Source organism: Enterobacter sp. Cy-643, assembly GCF_011752815.1.
Classification (GTDB): domain Bacteria; phylum Pseudomonadota; class Gammaproteobacteria; order Enterobacterales; family Enterobacteriaceae; genus Cedecea.
In genome coordinates, this window is sequence record NZ_VWWV01000010.1 from 1 (window position 1) to 16,044 (window position 16,044).

The window sequence follows — 16,044 nt, forward strand, 5'->3', positions numbered from 1 at the left end:
TGGCGGCCGTAGCGCGGTGGTCCCACCTGACCCCATGCCGAACTCAGAAGTGAAACGCCGTAGCGCCGATGGTAGTGTGGGGTCTCCCCATGCGAGAGTAGGGAACTGCCAGGCATCAAATTAAGCAGTAAACCGGGGCAACAAACCGGTAGTTGTAAAGAAATTCGGTGGAGCGGTAGTTCAGTCGGTTAGAATACCTGCCTGTCACGCAGGGGGTCGCGGGTTCGAGTCCCGTCCGTTCCGCCACTTATTAAAATTAAGCCTGCTACTTAAGCAGGCTTAATAGTAGGAAAATTTAGGGGCGTAGCTCAGTTGGTAGAGCACCGGTCTCCAAAACCGGGTGTCGCGAGTTCGAGTCTCTCCGCCCCTGCCATATATAATCCTTTGCTTAGGCAAAGGATTTTTTTTGTCCAAAATTTCCCTCCTTTTGTTCATTGCTGTAAAAAGCGCATTACTGCGCTATTAATGGTGTCTTCAATAATTCTTTGATAATGCTCTGTTTGTCTGCATTTTGTAACCAAACAGCATACAACGGTCTGGACAGGGTTGTGCTTTCGGGAACAGGCCAGATCCCAGACTTTTCTTTTGCCCATTCAATCGGTAGGAATGTACAACCGTTAAGTTCAGAGATTAGCTTGCAGGCTACTTTGGCTGAACTGGTGGTTAATACCGGAATGTCGTCACTCCCAATGAGCTCTGCTTCATGCTGATGAAAATCCGCCCCCCACTCGATGCGTAAATAGTTGAGTGAAGCTTTACGGCTTTCCGCGGCAGGACCATAAAGCCCCATGCTGAAATAACCCAGCAGCTGGCTGGAGAATTCATCCATTTTTGGTGCTTCAGTTGTGAGTAATAAATCCAACTGGCGCTCATGAAGCTGTTTAACGAGTGACTGACGTTGTGCAATTCGTGCTTCGAACTGCAGGCCGTTATGCTGTTGATAAAGCGCAATTAGCCATTCAGAAAGCATGCATTCCCAAAGCGATGCGCTGGCACCAAGCGTGAGCTGATTATGCTGAGAAGTATGCGATACCTCTTTTTTTGCCGCTAACCATGTATTCATCAGATTTTCTGCATAGGGCAACAGGCGCTCCCCGGCAGTTGTCAGCCGTATGTTATTGCGGTGGCGGGTAAAAAGGTTTACGCCCAGCTGATTTTCGAGCTGTCGGATGCGAAAGCTTACCGCAGATTGCGTCAAATAAAGTGCTTCTGCAGCGCGACCAAAGTGCCGTGTTCTGCTAACTTCCAGGAAGGTTTTAAGTAATTCGGTGTCCACGCCTTACTCCAAAAAATAATTTGTCGTTATGATTTAAATGTTTTGTTTTACACTCTGTCAAGCGTAACTAATACTCCGCGCCATAAATAGCTCGGCCAAGAAAATCAGGAGCGTGTAGGATGGCGGAAAGCTTTACGACGACTAATCGGTTTTTCGACAATAAACATTATCCACGTGGGTTTGCTCGCCATGGTGATTTCACCATCAAAGAGGCACAGCTGTTAGAACGTCATGGTTTTGCGTTCAATGAGCTGGACCTTGGTAAGCGCGAACCAGGCACTGAAGAAGAAGTGCAGTTTGTTGCCGTATGCCGTGGTGTGCGCGAGCCTGCTACTGAAGCGGAACGTGTCTGGAGCAAGTACATGGCGCGTATTAAGCGTCCAAAACGTTTTCATACTCTGTCTGGCGGCAAACCGCAGATGGATACGGTTGAAGACTACAGCGATAGTGATGATTAAAAAATGGGGCGAAAGCCCCATTTTTTATTCTGCCAGCCTGTGCAAATGCAGAAGTAGCCGATCGATTGTTCGATAGCTTAGTGCTTCCTGGAGATGTACCCGAGTAATACTCTCGCAATACTCGATGTCCGCTATGGTACGAGAGACTTTCAGAAGACGTTGCCATGCCCTGACCGACAGGCCCAGCTTGAGTAATGTTTCCTCCAGCCAAACTGCATCATCCGGCGCAAGCACGCAGTGTTCGCGGATCTCATGGTTGCTGAGTCGGGCATTCAGCTTGTTCTGCCGGGAGAGTTGCCTGTCACGTGTCTCTATAACCCTTTCCCTTATCCTTTCGCTTTTTTCTTCATGATGATTTGTTTTACTTAGCATTCCGGCTGGAAGAAGCGGGATATCCACCGAGAGGTCAAAGCGGTCGAGAAAAGGGCCCGAGAGCCGGTTCATATAGCGTAAAGTCTGCTGTGGTGTGGCACGGTTATGCTTGCCCTCATAGTGCCCCGTTGGGCTCGGGTTCATCGCAGCGATAAGCTGAAAATCTGCGGGGTAGGTAATTTTTGCTCGAGTGCGGGAGATATGAATCTCGCCTGATTCAATAGGTTCCCTGAGCGAGTCCAGCACGCGGCGCTCAAACTCAGGTAATTCATCCAGAAATAACACGCCGTTATGCGCTAAAGAAATTTCTCCTGGCTGCGGGATAGCCCCACCGCCCACGACGGAAGTTAAAGAGGCACTATGATGGGGAGCCCTGAACGGACGCTGACGCCAATGGCGATGAAGATGTGAGGATTGCACCAGGCTCAGAATGGCTGCGCTCTGTAGTGCTTCAGCATCGTTCAAAGGAGGAAGAAGCGTATTGAGCCGGCTCGCCAGCATGGTTTTACCTGTTCCCGGAGGGCCTATCAGCAACAGGTTATGACCACCAGTCGCCGCAATTTCCAGCGCTCGTTTGCCCTGGCTCTGCCCAATAATCTCATTCATGTCTTCTGTGTTATCCGCTTGCCACAGCGCAGGGCTAACCGGGGTGCGGAGGTCATGCCTTCCTTCCAGCCAGGCGCATACCTCGGTTAGATGCGTGGCCACAAAGCAGCCCGGTTTAGCGATCAGGCCAACCTCTTCTTCATTTTCTGCGGCAACCACGACTTCTCGCCCGGCTTTCAAAGCCTCCATAGCGGATGATATGGCCCCAGAAACCCCACGTAGCTCTCCCGTTAGCGCAAGCTCTCCGATAAACTCGAGCTGGGCCAGCCTGGGCGTATTTAGCTGCTCAGAGGCAACCAGCAGCGCCAGAGCAATAGGCAGATCATATCTTCCACCTTCTTTGGGAAGGTCGGCCGGGGCAAGGTTAATGGTGATTTTACGTGCCGGAAACGTGTAGCCGCTATTGATCAAAGCGCTTCTAACTCGATCCCGGGCTTCTCTCACGGTGGTTTCAGGTAGGCCGACAAGCGTCAGCCCTGGTAAACCTGCACTGATATGTACTTCAACCGTAACCTGAGGGGCGTGAACGCCGAGTGCTGCTCTGGTGTAGACAACCGACAGTGACATTTTTCCTCCGTGAAAAACTTCATTCTGCCGCGCCAATAAAAGATTAAATATTGTTCTTTTGATGCCCCGGGAAGCATCTCCCTGGTTTTTTTTATCGACTTTCTTTTTTACGGCTCTGGCTGCGAAGTCGATCGCACAACAATAACTTTTTACTGGTATTACGCAGAAAATACCCTCAGCAGACCAGTTTTATGAATTATTTTCACTTTCTCGTTATGCACTGAAATTAAATAATTTTTATGCTAATTAATTTCAACGACGATCTTTTCGTCATAAAAAAATATTGTGCTTTACGTCAACTCTGTGATAACTCTGTAGGCATTACTTCGAACTAGACGTTAGAACATACAGAAAATGACAGCCCTTCTACGAGTGATTAGCCTGGTCGTGATTAGCGTGGTGGTGATTATTATCCCACCGTGCGGGGCTGCACTTGGAGAAAGAAAGGCTTAAAAATCAAGCCTGAATCGAAAAGAACCCCCGCACCGAAAGGTCCGGGGGTTTTTTGTTGACTGAAGAATGTGAAGCGAGGAACAGAGTATGTGTTGCAGAATAAAATGCTGTTTCTCCGGTAATGAGACGGGGAACTAACTATGAATGGTGCACAGTGGGTAGTACATGCGTTGCGAGCGCAGGGTGTTGAAACAGTTTTCGGTTATCCTGGCGGCGCGATTATGCCGGTGTACGATGCGTTGTACGACGGTGGTGTGGAACATCTACTGTGTCGCCATGAGCAAGGCGCGGCCATGGCGGCCATTGGTTATGCCCGCTCAACCGGTAAAACCGGTGTCTGTATTGCCACTTCTGGCCCCGGCGCGACGAATCTGTTAACCGGCCTTGCTGACGCACTGTTAGATTCTGTTCCCGTGGTTGCCATCACCGGCCAGGTGGCTGCGCCTTTGATCGGGACTGATGCTTTCCAGGAAGTTGACGTCCTCGGCCTGTCGCTTGCCTGCACCAAACACAGTTTCCTCGTTGAATCCCTTGATGAACTGCCGCGCGTACTTGCCGAGGCATTTGAAATTGCAAATTCCGGCCGGCCAGGTCCCGTTCTGGTCGATATTCCAAAAGATATTCAGTTAGCTATCGGTGAGCCTGAGACCTGGCTATCTACCGTTGAAGATGATGCAGATCTGCCGTTGGCTGAATTGCAACGAGCCCGCGAAATGCTCGCTCAGGCCAAAAAGCCTATGCTTTACGTTGGTGGCGGCGTGGGGATGGCGCAGGCGGTTCCGGCACTTCGTGAGTTTATTTCCGTCACGGGTCTGCCTTCCACTGTCACTCTGAAAGGGCTGGGTGCAGTACCTGCCGACCATGCGTTTTATACCGGCATGCTGGGGATGCACGGCACCAAAGCGGCAAACCTGGCCGTTCAGGAATGCGATCTGCTGTTGGCCGTTGGCGCCCGTTTCGATGATCGCGTCACCGGGAAGCTGAATACCTTTGCTCCGCACGCCAAAGTTATCCACATGGATATCGATCCTGCGGAGCTGAGCAAACTGCGCCAGGCGCATGTCGCGTTGCAGGGGCCGCTGAACCAACTCTTACCGGCTTTGCAGCAACCGTTGCAAATTACCGCCTGGCAGCAGCATATCGCTGGCCTGACCGAAGAACACCAGTGGCGCTACGATCATCCAGGTCAGGCTATCTATGCCCCTCTGCTGCTGAAGCAGCTCTCCGATCGCAAACCAGCAGAAGCCGTTGTGACCACCGACGTAGGTCAGCATCAGATGTGGACCGCGCAGCACATGACCTTCACCCGCCCGGAGAACTTCATCACTTCCAGCGGCCTTGGCACGATGGGCTTTGGTTTACCCGCCGCCGTTGGCGCCCAGGTTGCAAGGCCGGAAGATACGGTTATCTGCGTCTCCGGCGATGGATCTTTCATGATGAACGTTCAGGAGTTAGGCACCATCAAGCGTAAGCAGTTGCCGGTCAAAATCCTGCTGCTCGATAACCAACGCCTGGGCATGGTGAGACAGTGGCAGCAGCTGTTTTTTGAAGAACGCTACAGTGAAACCACCCTGACCGACAACCCCGATTTCCTCACGCTGGCCAGCGCCTTTGGCATTCCAGGCCAGCACATCACCCGTAAAGACCAGGTAGAAGCCGCGTTAGACGCTCTGCTGAACAGCGACGGCCCGTACATGCTTCACGTCTCGATCGATGAGTACGAAAACGTCTGGCCGTTGGTACCGCCCGGTGCCAGTAACTCGCAAATGCTGGAGAAATTATCATGATGCAACATCAGCTCGCCGTGCAGGCTCGCTTCCGCCCGGAAACGTTAGAACGTGTTTTACGCGTGGTGCGCCATCGTGGCTTCCAGATCTGCGCGATGAATATGGCCTCAGCGGGGAATACCGACAATATTAATATTGAATTGACCATTGCTAGCCTGCGGCCAGTCGAATTACTGTTTACTCAATTAAGCAAGCTGGTAGACGTTGCCTGCGTTGAAATCCAGCAACCAACATCACAACAAATCCGCGCCTGAGCGTAAAAGGAAGAGAACAATGACGACCAAGAAAGCTGATTACATCTGGTTCAATGGCGAGATGACTCCGTGGGGAGAAGCGAAAGTTCACGTCATGTCCCACGCGCTGCACTACGGTACTTCGGTCTTTGAAGGCATCCGGTGCTACGACTCGCACAAAGGGCCAGTGGTGTTCCGTCATCGTGAACACATGCAGCGCTTGCGCGACTCAGCAAAAATCTATCGCTTCCCGGTATCGCAAAGCGTTGATGAGCTGATGGAAGCCTGTCGTGCGGTTATCCGTAAAAACAATCTCACCAGCGCTTACATCCGTCCTCTGGTCTTTGTTGGCGACGTAGGTATGGGCGTTAACCCACCGGAAGGATACACCACCGACGTGATCATTGCGGCCTTCCCGTGGGGCGCTTACCTGGGCGCTGAAGCACTGGATCAGGGGATTGATGCAATGGTCTCTTCCTGGAATCGCGCGGCACCAAACACCATTCCAACCGCGGCCAAAGCGGGCGGTAACTACCTTTCCTCTCTGCTGGTCGGCAGCGAAGCACGTCGCCACGGTTATCAGGAAGGGATTGCGCTTGATGTGAACGGTTTCCTGTCTGAGGGGGCGGGTGAAAACCTGTTCGAAGTAAAAGACGGCGTGATCTACACCCCGCCATTTACCTCTTCAGCGCTGCCTGGCATTACCCGCGATGCAATCATCAAGCTGGCAAAAGATCTGGGTATTGAAGTGCGTGAGCAGGTGCTGTCGCGTGAGTCTCTGTACCTGGCCGATGAAGTCTTTATGTCCGGTACCGCCGCAGAAATCACCCCGGTTCGCAGCGTAGACCGCATTCAGGTCGGCGAAGGCCGCTGCGGTCCGGTTACCAAACGTATTCAACAGGCATTCTTTGGCTTGTTCACCGGTGAAACTGAAGACAAATGGGGCTGGTTAGATCAGGTAAACCCATAAGTCTTAAACAAAAAAATAATCAGGTGGGCGGCAATTGACCGCCTGCTACCCGACAGACTGGAGTAAATAAAGCATGCCTAAGTATCGTTCCGCCACTACAACCCACGGCCGCAATATGGCGGGTGCCCGCGCGCTGTGGCGCGCAACGGGGATGACCGACGCCGATTTCGGCAAACCGATTATTGCGGTCGTTAACTCCTTTACCCAATTCGTTCCGGGCCACGTTCACCTGCGCGATCTGGGTAAACTGGTTGCCGAGCAAATCGAAGCCTCCGGCGGCGTAGCGAAAGAGTTCAACACCATTGCGGTGGATGATGGTATCGCGATGGGGCATGGCGGCATGCTCTATTCTCTGCCGTCCCGCGAGCTGATTGCAGACTCGGTTGAGTACATGGTGAACGCTCACTGCGCCGATGCCATGGTTTGTATCTCCAACTGCGACAAAATCACCCCAGGGATGCTGATGGCCTCTCTTCGCCTCAACATTCCGGTGATCTTCGTTTCCGGCGGTCCGATGGAAGCCGGGAAAACTAAACTTTCCGATCAGATCATCAAGCTGGATCTGGTCGATGCGATGATTCAGGGTGCGGACCCGAAAGTTTCTGACGAGCAAAGCGAGCAGGTTGAACGCTCCGCGTGTCCAACATGCGGCTCTTGTTCAGGTATGTTCACTGCCAACTCCATGAACTGCCTGACCGAGGCGCTAGGTCTGTCTCAGCCGGGTAACGGTTCACTGCTGGCGACGCACGCTGACCGCAAAGAGTTGTTCCTGAACGCGGGTAAACGCATTGTTGAACTGACCAAGCGCTATTACGAGCAGGATGATGCCACCGCGCTCCCGCGCAGCATCGCCAGCAAAGAGGCGTTCGAAAACGCCATGACGCTGGATATCGCCATGGGCGGCTCCACTAACACCGTTCTGCACCTGCTGGCCGCCGCGCAAGAAGCTGAAATCGACTTCACCATGACCGACATTGACCAGCTGTCCCGCAAGGTTCCACAGCTGTGTAAAGTCGCGCCAAGCACCCAGAAATACCATATGGAAGACGTGCACCGCGCCGGTGGCGTGCTCGGCATTCTCGGTGAGCTGGATCGCGCCGGATTGTTGAACCGCGAAGTGAAAAACGTGCTTGGCCTTTCCCTGCCGCAGACGCTGGAACAATACGATGTGATGCTGACCAAAGACGAAGCGGTTAAAACCATGTTCCGCGCGGGTCCGGCTGGCATTCGTACCACCCAGGCTTTCTCGCAGAACTGCCGTTGGGACACGCTGGATGACGATCGCGCTAACGGTTGTATTCGCTCACTGGAAAACGCCTACAGCAAAGATGGCGGCCTGGCCGTTCTGTACGGCAACTTCGCGGAAAACGGCTGTATTGTTAAAACCGCTGGCGTGGATGAAGGCAGCCTGGTATTCCGCGGTCCGGCCAAAGTTTATGAAAGTCAGGACGATGCGGTAGAAGCCATCCTCGGCGGTAAAGTCGTTGCAGGTGACGTGGTTGTTATTCGTTACGAAGGGCCAAAAGGCGGGCCTGGTATGCAGGAAATGCTCTACCCAACCACCTTCCTGAAATCTATGGGACTGGGTAAAGCCTGCGCGCTGGTCACCGACGGCCGTTTCTCCGGCGGGACCTCGGGTCTGTCGATCGGGCACGTTTCTCCTGAAGCCGCCAGCGGCGGCAATATTGCGCTGATTGAAGATGGCGACATGATTGCCATCGATATTCCTAACCGCGGTATTCAGCTGCAGCTTACCGATCAGGAAATGGCGGCACGTCGTGAGGCACAGGAAGCTCGCGGTGACGCTGCCTGGACGCCACGCAATCGTGAGCGCCAGGTTTCCTTCGCCCTGCGCGCCTACGCCAGCCTCGCCACCAGTGCGGATAAAGGCGCAGTGCGTGATAAAAGCAAGCTTGGAGGCTAATTATGGCTGAGTCACAACCGCTACCCGATGCCCCCGGCGGAGCTGAGTATCTGCGCGCGGTATTGCGCGCGCCGGTTTACGAAGTCGTGCAGGTCACGCCGTTGCAGAAAATGGAAAAGCTTTCTTCGCGCCTTGATAACGTCATTCTGGTTAAGCGTGAAGACCGTCAGCCGGTTCACAGCTTCAAGCTGCGTGGGGCTTATTCGATGATTGCAGGCTTGAACAGCGAGCAAAAGTCCTGTGGCGTGATCACCGCTTCTGCGGGAAACCACGCGCAGGGCGTCGCGCTCTCGTCCACGCGGTTGGGGATTAAATCGCTGATCGTTATGCCTGTGGCCACTGCGGATATCAAAGTCGATGCTGTGCGGGCCTTCGGAGGCGAAGTGCTACTGCATGGCGCGAATTTTGATGAGGCAAAAGCCAAAGCCATCGAACTTTCGCAGCAGCAAGGTTTCACCTACGTGCCTCCGTTTGACCACCCGGCAGTTATCGCCGGGCAGGGTACGGTTGCGCTGGAACTGCTGCAACAGGATGCGCATCTCGATCGCGTATTCGTGCCGGTTGGGGGCGGTGGCCTGGCGGCTGGCGTAGCGGTTCTGATCAAGCAGCTGATGCCGCAGATCAAAGTAATTGCGGTTGAAGCCGAAGATTCTGCCTGTCTCAAAGCCGCGCTGGATGCCGGGCATCCGGTTGAGCTGCCGCGCGTAGGGCTATTTGCCGAAGGCGTTGCGGTTAAGCGCATCGGCGACGAAACCTTCCGCGTGTGCCAGGAATACCTGGATGACATCATCACCGTGGACAGCGACGCTATCTGCGCGGCGATGAAGGATTTGTTCGAAGATGTGCGTGCTGTCGCCGAGCCTTCCGGGGCGCTGGCGCTGGCGGGGATGAAAAAATACGTTCAGCAGCACAATATCCGCGGTGAACGCCTGGCACATGTGCTGTCTGGCGCAAACGTGAATTTCCACGGGTTACGTTATGTCTCTGAGCGCTGTGAGCTGGGCGAGCAGCGGGAAGCGTTGCTTGCGGTTACCATTCCGGAGCAAAAAGGCAGTTTCCTGAAGTTCTGCCAGCTGCTGGGCGGCCGCTCGGTCACCGAGTTCAACTACCGCTACGCCAGCTCTGACAATGCCTGCATTTTTGTTGGGGTGCGACTGACTCGCGGGCTGGAAGAGCGTAAAGAGATCATCGCTCAGCTCAGCGAAGGCGGCTACGGCGTGGTCGATCTCTCTGACGACGAAATGGCGAAGCTGCACGTTCGCTACATGGTGGGTGGCCGGCCTTCGAAGCCGCTGCGTGAAAGGTTGTACAGCTTTGAGTTCCCGGAATCACCGGGGGCGTTGCTGAAGTTCTTGAGCACGCTGGGAACGCACTGGAACATTTCCCTGTTCCATTACCGTAGCCACGGTACCGACTACGGGCGCGTGCTGGCGGCGTTTGAGTTGGGTGAAAATGAGCCGGACTTCGAAACCCGGCTCAACGAACTGGGTTACGAATGTCACGACGAAACCCAGAACCCGGCGTTTCGTTTCTTCCTGGCCGGTTAATGGCTGCCGGGTAGAAGTTTCCAGAACGCGCTGATAAGCGGCTCATTGAGCCGCTTTTTTTGTACGCAAACGCCCAGCTCAAAAGGCGCTTTCTCGTCGTTACGTTCCAGAATCAGCACGCGGTTGCGCACTGGTTCCGGGCTGTTTTCCAGCACGATTTCCGGGATCAGCGCGACGCCACATCCCAGTGCTACCATCGACACCATGGCTTCATGGCCGGCAACGGTAGCGTAAATCACCGGGTTACTGATTTTATGGCGGCGGAACCACAGCTCTATTCGGCGGCGAACCGGCCCTTGCTCCGGCAGGATAAATGGAATTTTGGCCCAGTCTGGTGCCGGTTGACTGACCTGCGCCCGAACGGGGCAAGGCAAAGCAGGGGCAATCAAGGCCACGGATAAATTTTCCAGCATTGAGAAAGCCACGCCAGGCGGAAGAGATTCGGGTTTTCCGGCAATGGCGAGATCGGCTTCGTTGGAGTCGACTTTTTCTACCGCATCCGCGGCGTCGCCTGTGGTCAGCTTAATTTCAACGGAAGGATGTTCAGCCCGGAAGCGGTCCAGAATGGGCGGCAAATGGCTGTATGCGGCGGTCACCGAGCAAAACAGATGCAGCTCTCCGCTCAGGGAGGGCCCCTGCTGGCCAAGCGTATGGCGCATCTGCTGATATTGTAGCAGCGTGTGCTGGGCAAACTGCCTTAATTGCTCACCGGCTTCAGTTAGCGTCACGGTGCGGTTATCACGCAAAAAAAGAGGTTGCCCCAGGTCGTCCTCCAGCCGCTGGATTTGGCGTGAAAGCGTGGAGGGGCTGACGTGCATGGCGCGTGCGCTCCGCCCAAAATGGCGGCTTTCAGCCAGGTGCAGAAAGGTTTTCAGATCGCGTAAATCCATGGTCATCGGGCCTCATTTTTGCATTGCAATAATTGCAACGCGATGTTGTTAATATATCAATTTAAGCAACGCATTTCCTGTCATATAGTGGGTTCATTCTAGGCAGCACGACACGGCTGCAGAGCCCTTACAATAAGCACAACACGACACATACGGAGTTCTACGATGGCTAATTATTTCAACACTTTGAACCTGCGCCAGCAGTTAGCGCAGTTGGGTAAATGTCGCTTCATGGGGCGCGATGAATTCGCCGATGAAGCAAGCTACCTCAAAGGTAAAAAAGTCGTCATCGTCGGCTGCGGTGCTCAGGGTCTTAACCAGGGCCTGAACATGCGCGACTCCGGGCTGGATGTTTCCTATGCCCTGCGTGCGGAAGCTATCGCCGAGAAACGTGCATCCTGGCGCAAAGCGACCGAAAACGGCTTCAAAGTGGGTACTTACGAAGAGCTGATCCCGCAGGCGGACCTGGTTGTTAACCTGACGCCAGACAAACAGCACTCTTCCGTTGTTCAGGCCGTACAGCCGATGATGAAAGACGGCGCGGCGCTGGGCTATTCCCACGGTTTCAACGTGGTTGAAGTCGGCGAAACCATTCGTAAAGACATCACCGTGGTGATGGTAGCACCGAAGTGCCCGGGCACCGAAGTGCGTGAAGAATACAAACGTGGTTTTGGCGTGCCAACGCTGATCGCAGTTCACCCTGAAAACGATCCGAAAGGCGAAGGTATGGCGATTGCCAAAGCCTGGGCTGCGGCAACCGGTGGCCACCGTGCGGGCGTACTGGAGTCTTCCTTCGTTGCGGAAGTGAAATCTGACCTGATGGGCGAGCAGACTATCCTGTGCGGTATGCTGCAGGCCGGTTCTCTGCTGTGCTTCGACAAGCTGGTGGCAGAAGGTACTGATGCTGCGTATGCAGAAAAACTGATTCAGTTCGGCTGGGAAACCATCACCGAAGCGCTGAAGCAGGGCGGGATCACGCTGATGATGGATCGCCTGTCCAACCCGGCAAAAATCCGCGCCAACGCGCTGTCCGAGCAGCTGAAAACCATCATGGCTCCGCTGTTCCAGAAACATATGGATGACATCATTTCCGGTGAGTTCTCCTCCGGCATGATGGCTGACTGGGCTAATGACGATAAGAAACTGCACACCTGGCGTGAAGAGACCGGCCAGACTGCGTTCGAAACTGCACCGCAGTTTGAAGGTAAGATTTCCGAGCAGGAATACTTCGACAAAGGTGTGGTAATGATCGCTATGGTGAAGGCGGGCGTTGAGCTGGCTTTCGAAACCATGGTTGACGCTGGCATCATTGAAGAGTCTGCATATTATGAGTCCCTGCACGAGCTGCCGCTGATTGCGAACACCATCGCTCGTAAGCGCCTGTACGAAATGAACGTGGTTATTTCTGATACCGCTGAGTACGGTAACTACCTGTTCTCCTACGCGGCTGTTCCGCTGCTGAAAGAGTTCATGACCACGCTGCAGCCGGGCGATCTGGGTAAAGAGATCCCAGCCGCTGCGGTAGACAACGCTCAGCTTCGTGACGTCAATGAAGCCATTCGCAGCCACGAAATCGAAAAAGTGGGTCAAAAACTGCGTGGCTACATGACCGACATGAAACGCATCGCTGTCGCTGGTTAATATGTTTTTGAACTGAAAAAGGCGCTTCGGCGCCTTTTTTTGTGCCCGCTATCTTGCCGCCTCTCTTTTTATGTAATATCGTAAGTTACATGAAAACAAATAACTCCTTCTCAGCAACGTTGCACATCCTGCTTCACCTGGAGCAGATGGACAAACCGCTCACATCGGAACAAATGGCCGCCTTTATCGACGGCAATCCGGCGTTTATTCGTAAGGTGCTCGCCGGTCTGCGCGACAACAACATCGTCTGCTCGACCAAAGGCCACCACGGCGGCTGGAGGCTCTGCCGCCCGGCCAGCGAAGTGACGCTGCTGGATATTTATCTGGCGCTGGGATCGCCGGGTCTGTTTGCGCTAGGCAACCGCAATGAAAACCCGCAATGCCTGGTTGAGCAGGGGGTCAATCGCGTGATGTCCGAGACGTTTACCGCGGCTGAAGAGCTGGTGCTGGCGCGGTTCAAAAGCCTGACATTGCAAGATATCGGGAGCGAATTTATTAGCTATTTCAATGAAAAGGGGCACGAGGAATGATTTCAACCTTAACCACGGATCTGCCAGTTTGCCTGATGATCGCCCTGGCCGCCGCCAGTATTTCGATGACGATAACGCAAACTGAACTGTTTGCAGGGTTACGCAGCTGGACGGCAAAAAAGCATGCGATGCTGGGCCATCTCTTCCAATGTTTCTACTGCCTTAGTCACTGGGTGGTGTTTGCCGGAATGCTGATTTACCGCCCTTATTTGCTGCACAGCGGGATGCCGGTGATTGACTGGATTATGACGGCGTTTATTACCCTCACGCTGACCACTTTCGTCAACGGTATTATTTTCAAAGTGTTCCAGATGGCGGTCGGCACGCATTTGCTGAAGCATGAAGCCCAGCAGACGCGACAGTCGACAAAATAAAGAAAAGGCCGGATCTCCCGGCCTTTGGCTTAGTTACGGTACAGCACCTTGATGATGTGGTAGCCGAACTGAGTGTGCAGCGGGCCGTAAGGCTCCAGCAGTGGGCAGGAAAACACCACTTTATCGAACGCAGGAACCATCTGGCCCTGACGGAATTCACCTAAATGACCGCCTTTTTTGCCGGACGGGCAGGTAGAGTGCTTCTTCGCCAGTTTCTCGAAGTCGCCGCCGTTTTTAAGCTGCTCCAAAAGGTCCTGAGCCAGTTTTTCTTCCTTTACAAGGATATGCAGTGCTGCTGCGGTTTTTGCCATGATAGTGCCTTGAGTCATGTTGATTACGCTCGCTATACTACCACGCTGTTTTTGTCCCCTCCTGACTTTCATTGAGTGACCGTATGCGTTTAAACCCTGGCCAACAACAAGCCGTCGAATTTGTCACCGGACCCTGCCTGGTTTTGGCCGGGGCGGGTTCGGGTAAAACGCGCGTTATCACCAATAAAATTGCGCATCTGATTCGCGAAAGTGGCTATCAGGCGCGCCAGATTGCGGCGGTGACCTTTACCAATAAGGCCGCACGCGAAATGAAAGAGCGCGTTTCGCAAACGCTGGGGCGCAAAGAGGCTCGCGGGTTGATGATCTCGACTTTCCACACGCTGGGATTGGAGATTATCAAGCGCGAGTACGCGGCGCTTGGTATGAAATCTAATTTCTCGCTGTTTGACGATACCGATCAGACCGCACTGCTCAAAGAGCTAACTGAAGGCCTGTTAGAAAACGATAAGGTACTGCTTCAGCAGCTGATTTCAACCATTTCCAACTGGAAGAATGGGTTGTTGTCTCCGGCACAGGCTGCCGCGCAGGCGAAGGGCGAACGGGATCGTATTTTTGCCCATTGTTACGGCCTTTACGATACCCATCTTAAGTCCTGCAACGTGCTGGATTTTGACGATCTCATTTTGCTGCCAACGCTGCTGCTGCAGCGTAATGCAGAAGTTCGGGAGCGCTGGCAAAACCGTATTCGCTATCTGCTGGTGGATGAATATCAGGATACCAACACCAGCCAGTACGAGCTGGTGAAACTGCTGGTTGGCGCCCGGGCGCGCTTTACCGTTGTAGGCGACGATGACCAGTCAATCTACTCCTGGCGCGGGGCGAACCCGCAAAACCTGGTTCTGTTGAGCAAAGATTTTCCGGCGTTGCAGGTGATAAAGCTTGAGCAGAACTACCGCTCATCCCGCCGGATTTTGAATGCGGCCAATATTCTGATCGCTAACAATCCGCACGTTTTTGAGAAGCGGCTTTTCTCTGAACTTGAACACGGCGCAGAATTGAAAGTCGTGACGGCTAATCATGAAGAGCATGAGGCCGAACGCGTCACCGGCGAGCTGATCGCTCACCACTTTATTAATAAAACCAACTATAAAGATTATGCGATTCTGTATCGCGGCAATCACCAGTCGCGAGTGTTCGAAAAGATGCTGATGCAAAACCGCATCCCGTATCGCATCTCCGGCGGCACTTCATTCTTCTCTCGCCCGGAAATTAAAGATCTGCTCGCCTATTTGCGCGTGTTGACGAACCCGGATGACGACAGCGCGTTTCTACGTATTGTGAATACACCCAAGCGAGAAATTGGCCCGGCAACGTTGCAAAAGCTTGGCGAGTGGGCGATGCAGCGCAATAAAGGCTTGTTTACCGCCAGCTTCGATATGGGGCTAAGCCAGACGCTCAGCGGCCGCGGCCTTGACGCATTACAGCGTTTTACCCACTGGCTGCGGGAGGTGGCTACGCTTGCCGAGCGCGAACCTGTGGCTGCCGTGCGAGATCTGATCCACGGCATCGACTACGAAAGCTGGCTGTATGAAACCTCGCCCAGCCCGAAAGCTGCCGAAATGCGGATGAAAAACGTTAACCAGCTTTTCAGCTGGATGACCGAGATGCTTGAAGGCAACGACCTGAATGAGCCAATGACGTTAATCCAGGTGGTGACGCGTTTTACTCTGCGCGACATGATGGAGCGTGGTGAAAGCGAAGAAGAAGCCGATCAGGTTCAGTTGATGACTCTGCATGCTTCTAAGGGCCTGGAATTCCCCTATGTTTATCTTGTCGGCATGGAGGAAGGGATTCTACCGCACCAAAGCAGCATCGACGAAGATAACGTGGATGAAGAGCGCCGCCTGGCTTACGTGGGAATTACCCGGGCGCAAAAAGAGCTGACGTTTACGCTTTGCCGGGAACGCCGGCAGTATGGCGAGCTGGTACGGCCTGAACCAAGCCGGTTCCTGATGGAGCTGCCACAGGATGATTTAAGCTGGGAAACTGAGCGGAAAGTGGTTTCTGCCGAAGAGCGGATGCAAAAAGGGCAGAGTAATGTGGCCAACATCCGCGAGATGCTGGCCAAAGCGCGTAAAAGCTAG

Annotated in this window: 15 protein-coding genes, 2 tRNA genes and 1 rRNA gene; 14 read left to right on the forward strand and 4 right to left on the reverse strand. The window is 53.8% G+C overall.

Going from position 1 to position 16,044, the window contains the following annotated elements; genetic code table 11:
• The 3 genes from rrf to F3J29_RS21495 all read left to right on the forward strand — a co-directional run.
• Window positions 1–114, forward strand: a 5S ribosomal RNA gene (gene rrf / locus F3J29_RS21485); the annotation flags it as partial.
• A 55-nt stretch (window positions 115–169) separates the two neighbouring features.
• Window positions 170–246 (forward strand) — tRNA-Asp (locus F3J29_RS21490).
• Between the two features lie 51 nt (window positions 247–297).
• Window positions 298–373: transfer RNA gene (locus tag F3J29_RS21495), tRNA-Trp, on the forward strand.
• A 78-nt stretch (window positions 374–451) separates the two neighbouring features.
• Here F3J29_RS21495 and hdfR read toward each other — a convergent pair.
• Window positions 452–1,276 carry an HTH-type transcriptional regulator HdfR gene (gene hdfR / locus F3J29_RS21500; RefSeq protein ID WP_166869143.1) on the reverse strand — a complete coding sequence of 275 codons (825 nt, stop codon included), beginning with the start codon at window positions 1,274–1,276 and terminating at the stop codon, window positions 452–454.
• Window positions 1,277–1,395: 119 nt separating this feature from the next.
• On the opposite strand from hdfR, the gene F3J29_RS21505 reads away from it, so the two are divergent.
• Window positions 1,396–1,734, forward strand: coding sequence for a MaoP family protein (locus F3J29_RS21505; protein WP_039289198.1), 339 nt, complete (start codon window positions 1,396–1,398; stop codon window positions 1,732–1,734).
• Between the two features lie 24 nt (window positions 1,735–1,758).
• On the opposite strand, the gene F3J29_RS21510 is transcribed toward F3J29_RS21505, so the two are convergent.
• Window positions 1,759–3,279 (reverse strand): YifB family Mg chelatase-like AAA ATPase, encoded by a 1,521-nt coding sequence (locus F3J29_RS21510; protein WP_166869145.1) that lies wholly within the window; start codon window positions 3,277–3,279, stop codon window positions 1,759–1,761.
• A gap of 354 nt (window positions 3,280–3,633) precedes the next feature.
• Between F3J29_RS21510 and ilvL the strand changes: the two genes are divergently transcribed.
• The 6 genes from ilvL (at window position 3,634) to ilvA (ending at window position 10,193) form a co-directional block, all read left to right on the forward strand.
• On the forward strand, window positions 3,634–3,732 hold the full coding sequence (gene ilvL, locus F3J29_RS21515) for an ilv operon leader peptide (protein WP_071530467.1): 99 nt from the start codon (window positions 3,634–3,636) through the stop codon (window positions 3,730–3,732).
• A 140-nt stretch (window positions 3,733–3,872) separates the two neighbouring features.
• Window positions 3,873–5,519, forward strand: coding sequence for an acetolactate synthase 2 catalytic subunit (gene ilvG / locus F3J29_RS21520; RefSeq protein WP_166869147.1), 1,647 nt, complete (start codon window positions 3,873–3,875; stop codon window positions 5,517–5,519).
• Window positions 5,516–5,773, forward strand: a complete 258-nt coding sequence (gene ilvM / locus F3J29_RS21525) for an acetolactate synthase 2 small subunit (RefSeq protein ID WP_166869149.1) — start codon at window positions 5,516–5,518, stop codon at window positions 5,771–5,773. Before ilvG ends, ilvM begins: the two co-directional genes overlap by 4 nt.
• 19 nt (window positions 5,774–5,792) lie before the next feature.
• A complete protein-coding gene (locus F3J29_RS21530; protein ID WP_039289201.1) occupies window positions 5,793–6,722 on the forward strand; it encodes a branched-chain amino acid transaminase in 930 nt (309 codons plus the stop codon).
• 73 nt (window positions 6,723–6,795) lie between these two features.
• On the forward strand, window positions 6,796–8,646 hold the full coding sequence (gene ilvD, locus F3J29_RS21535) for a dihydroxy-acid dehydratase (protein ID WP_166869151.1): 1,851 nt from the start codon (window positions 6,796–6,798) through the stop codon (window positions 8,644–8,646).
• A gap of 2 nt (window positions 8,647–8,648) precedes the next feature.
• Complete coding sequence (gene ilvA / locus F3J29_RS21540; RefSeq protein ID WP_166869153.1) at window positions 8,649–10,193, forward strand: threonine ammonia-lyase, biosynthetic; 1,545 nt, start codon at window positions 8,649–8,651, stop codon at window positions 10,191–10,193.
• Here ilvA and ilvY read toward each other — a convergent pair.
• A complete protein-coding gene (gene ilvY / locus F3J29_RS21545) occupies window positions 10,190–11,083 on the reverse strand; it encodes an HTH-type transcriptional activator IlvY (RefSeq protein ID WP_166869251.1) in 894 nt (297 codons plus the stop codon). The genes ilvA and ilvY overlap by 4 nt on opposite strands.
• Before the next feature lie 165 nt (window positions 11,084–11,248).
• Between ilvY and ilvC the strand changes: the two genes are divergently transcribed.
• From ilvC to F3J29_RS21560, 3 genes are all read left to right on the forward strand, one after another.
• The gene (gene ilvC, locus F3J29_RS21550) at window positions 11,249–12,724 is read left to right on the forward strand and encodes a ketol-acid reductoisomerase (RefSeq protein WP_008455576.1); all 1,476 of its coding nucleotides are present in this window, start codon (window positions 11,249–11,251) and stop codon (window positions 12,722–12,724) included.
• 89 nt (window positions 12,725–12,813) lie between these two features.
• Window positions 12,814–13,254, forward strand: coding sequence for an Rrf2 family transcriptional regulator (locus F3J29_RS21555; RefSeq protein ID WP_166869155.1), 441 nt, complete (start codon window positions 12,814–12,816; stop codon window positions 13,252–13,254).
• Window positions 13,251–13,628 carry a DUF1360 domain-containing protein gene (locus tag F3J29_RS21560; RefSeq protein WP_166869157.1) on the forward strand — a complete coding sequence of 126 codons (378 nt, stop codon included), beginning with the start codon at window positions 13,251–13,253 and terminating at the stop codon, window positions 13,626–13,628. The genes F3J29_RS21555 and F3J29_RS21560 overlap by 4 nt, the downstream gene beginning before the upstream one ends.
• A gap of 29 nt (window positions 13,629–13,657) precedes the next feature.
• On the opposite strand, the gene ppiC is transcribed toward F3J29_RS21560, so the two are convergent.
• Window positions 13,658–13,939: a peptidylprolyl isomerase PpiC gene (gene ppiC, locus F3J29_RS21565; protein WP_039289207.1), complete on the reverse strand. Its 282-nt coding sequence runs from the start codon at window positions 13,937–13,939 to the stop codon at window positions 13,658–13,660.
• An 83-nt stretch (window positions 13,940–14,022) separates the two neighbouring features.
• Between ppiC and rep the strand changes: the two genes are divergently transcribed.
• Window positions 14,023–16,044: a DNA helicase Rep gene (gene rep, locus F3J29_RS21570; protein WP_166869159.1), complete on the forward strand. Its 2,022-nt coding sequence runs from the start codon at window positions 14,023–14,025 to the stop codon at window positions 16,042–16,044.